Annotated in this window: 3 protein-coding genes; all 3 read right to left on the minus strand. The window is 35.1% G+C overall.

Features of this window, described 5'->3' with window-relative positions; all coding sequences use genetic code 11:
* Window positions 1–711: 711 nt before the first annotated feature.
* From ABH966_RS26890 to ABH966_RS26900, 3 genes are read right to left on the minus strand one after another with little or no spacing between them, the layout of a single operon-like run.
* Window positions 712–1167, minus strand: coding sequence for a hypothetical protein (locus ABH966_RS26890; protein WP_370083785.1), 456 nt, complete (start codon window positions 1165–1167; stop codon window positions 712–714).
* A gap of 15 nt (window positions 1168–1182) precedes the next feature.
* Window positions 1183–1479 (minus strand): tetratricopeptide repeat protein, encoded by a 297-nt coding sequence (locus tag ABH966_RS26895; RefSeq protein ID WP_370083787.1) that lies wholly within the window; start codon window positions 1477–1479, stop codon window positions 1183–1185.
* A complete protein-coding gene (locus ABH966_RS26900; RefSeq protein WP_370083789.1) occupies window positions 1427–2260 on the minus strand; it encodes a hypothetical protein in 834 nt (277 codons plus the stop codon). Before ABH966_RS26900 ends, ABH966_RS26895 begins: the two co-directional genes overlap by 53 nt.
* Between the last annotated feature and the right edge of the window lie 699 nt (window positions 2261–2959).

Genomic DNA, 2959 nt, shown 5'->3' on the forward strand with positions numbered 1-2959 from the left:
AGTTAAGCTCTTTAGCGCCGATGGTAGTTGGGGGCTTCCCCCTGTGAGAGTAGGACGTCGCTAGGCACCTGAAAAAGTCGAGGATTTATTCCTCGGCTTTTTTTCTGTGAAAATAAATAATCCATTGACTTTTGGAAAACAAAAGATATATTGTTACTTTCAAATCAGAGGGAGGCAGTGAAGTATTTTCTAAGGAAATGTTAAAAGATTAATGTACAAGCTCCAGTGGCACCGACAAGGGAAGGTGCCACTGGAGGATATTAGATAAGTAAAAGTCTTTAAAAAACGCTTATACAATATATGCCGTCAAGAAAAAGACGCTAAAACACATCGAACGAAACCAACTATACGCGATGGTGTAACAGTAGCGTAGCCCTATCTGCTATATGCACTGGGTAAGGAGGGATAATGGTATACCCCAACCTTGAGAGCTGTTCAAAACAGAAATGGATTGCGAACGCTTAGTTACTCAGGAATCCCGTCTGACATTAGTCAGTTTGTCCCTTTAGGGGTGGGAGTCTCAAATGTACTTATGCTTAATGACAAGTCAGTCGGCCAAAATTCACGCCTTTAAACACCATCACTTCGATTGGTAAGTATATTTTGTATCCTGATTGTTCAAATCGAATCAAATCATTACCAGAGTACTCTCTGAATGCGAGTGATAGACTTTTTCGTAGTGATGATATATATCTTTTTACGACCGTAGAATTAGGATTCCCTAGTGCAATATCGGGCCAAAGAAATTAATATTTTTTGGCTTGAAATGGGCTGTTCTTGATTTTTAAGAAGAAAGGCTAAGAGTTCTGCTTCTTTTAAACTTAATTTGATTTCATTTTCTCTTGTAATTAAACAGTTATGATGTGAATATAGATTAAGAATACAGCACAGGCTTTCATGCATTTTTTCCAAAGCAATATTAATGGAGTCATCCTTTTCTTCGCGTTGTTGCTTTGTTAACGCTCGCCGTTCATTGCTTAGTTCTTTATACTTTTCGATAAACAACGACCATTCTTTGTTTTTATCAAGTGATTCGGCATGGTCAAATTGTTCCTTTGCACGACGTACTAAGCCAATTTTACTATAGGCACACCCCATTAAAGCAGATAATTTAATTTCTTCTTCCTCTGATATCCCTTGTTCTAATGCTTCATTCGCATAAAACAAAATCGCTTCCCATTTTTAAAAATTGGAATTTATAAAGGCAAGTCTATAGTAAATTTCTGGATGGTCAGGTGTGAGATCAATTACTTGCTTTAATAGTCTCTCAGCTCTTTGCATATTACCGTGGAGAATTTTTTCATTCCTTGCTTGCTCAAGTAATAAATTAGCTTGTTGTTCAGTATAGTGAGCAAAGTTAAAGTGATCTACCCGTCTTAAATCAAGACTAATGCCTTTTTCATACCATTCGTCCGTATCGTTTTCCTCAGATTGCCATATTGTTTGTCTTTCTAGTAAGGCCATTTTTGTTAATGACATCTTCATTCCCCCAAGCTATTGTCATCATCCAATTTTCTAAAGCTGTATAATCTTCTTTATCAACCCATTTTCGTGTTATATTTTTTTGCGTTCGTTTAAAGCACTTTTCTTTGATATCACGAATTTCTGTAGCGTGTGTTTCTAATAAAAACGCCATTTTTAATGTATCTTCATGAATTTTATGCTGACAACATCCCTGTTTGGATGTTGCACGTAGTTCAGCACCAGTAAAGCCATCATATACAACTTTCCAATCATAGTTCAACTTTATATCTTGGAAATAACGTTGCTTTACAGCTACAAACCATGCCGCCATAAATGGTCCTGCAAATTGAAAGCGAGGTGATTTTTTTAGGTGACCGTTACAGCCGGCGTATGTAGCAATACCAGCTAAGTTTGCTGCTTTTACAAAACGAGCCATATTATACTCTAATTGAAATGTATTTATCCGGAATCCGTAATTGCGACATGTGAAAAATCTCCAGTACTGATGATAAGCTGCTGCATCAATCGAGAATGGATCTCCGCCAGCTGTTAAAATCTTTTTCATTTTAATAGTAGGCATTTGGTTTACTAGAATTTCAAGCCCATGTTCGCCATGCATGATAAATGGGATATTTAATTGATTCAGTACAAACTGTACATCCTTAACATCATTTTTATTATTGCCCTTTGAGAACAATAATACATTGTCTTTAACTTTGATAAATAATCCTCGCATTATCAATGCCTCTGCTACTTTTTCTGTTGCTGTCATTAACTCTAAATTTAATATATTCATATTGCCATCTCCCTTTTGTTTTCTTAATCCAATTGTAGCCAAGAGCAGGTTACGACTTTGTAACCGGAAGCAACTAAGTAGAATGCCAGTGATCTCAAAGCATTAAAAGAAACTAAAAAAGTGAAGTAGTAAAAATCACAAGTGTACGCGTAACGAAACAACACGTAACAAACTAAATGCGCTCATTCAGCTGAGCAAGTCCGATAATGTCGATATTAATTATCGATAACTTCTTAGGCAAATAAAAGATTATGAGATTTATGATTCACCGATGATGGATGAACAAATGATACAAAATTTTGCAGAACCGGTTACAGGGAATATAATATAATGTGTTTTAAAATACAGAGTCATTTATGATGTTGGCAATGAAAAAGAAGACAAAAAATGTGGAATTAGGGTTTGTTATCATTTATATAGTAAGTTTCTCAGTGAAATGAAAAACTATATTTTTTTTAGAAAAAGTGTTGACCTTTTTAAATTAAGGGTGTAATATTATACAAGTCGTTAAGATAGCTACTGAAAAAACAATTAAGATAAATAAATTAGTTGTTGACATCTAGCGAACGACATGATATTATATAAGAGTTGCTACTGAGGAAGCGGTAACGAAATGAACCTTGAAAACTGAACAAGCAAAACGTAATCAATAAAGTTTTTAGTAGCTAACCTTGAGTTGGTGAACGAAACAAAATTTTG

Origin of the sequence: Lysinibacillus sp. RC46 (genome assembly GCF_041262385.1) — a bacterium.
Classification (GTDB): domain Bacteria; phylum Bacillota; class Bacilli; order Bacillales_A; family Planococcaceae; genus Lysinibacillus.

Coding starts and splice junctions, on each gene's coding strand:
- ABH966_RS26900 (WP_370083789.1), bottom strand. CDS start 2,260: ATGAATATATTAAATTTAGAGTTAATGACAGCAACAGAAAAAGTAGCA.
- ABH966_RS26895 (WP_370083787.1), bottom strand. CDS start 1,479: ATGTCATTAACAAAAATGGCCTTACTAGAAAGACAAACAATATGGCAA.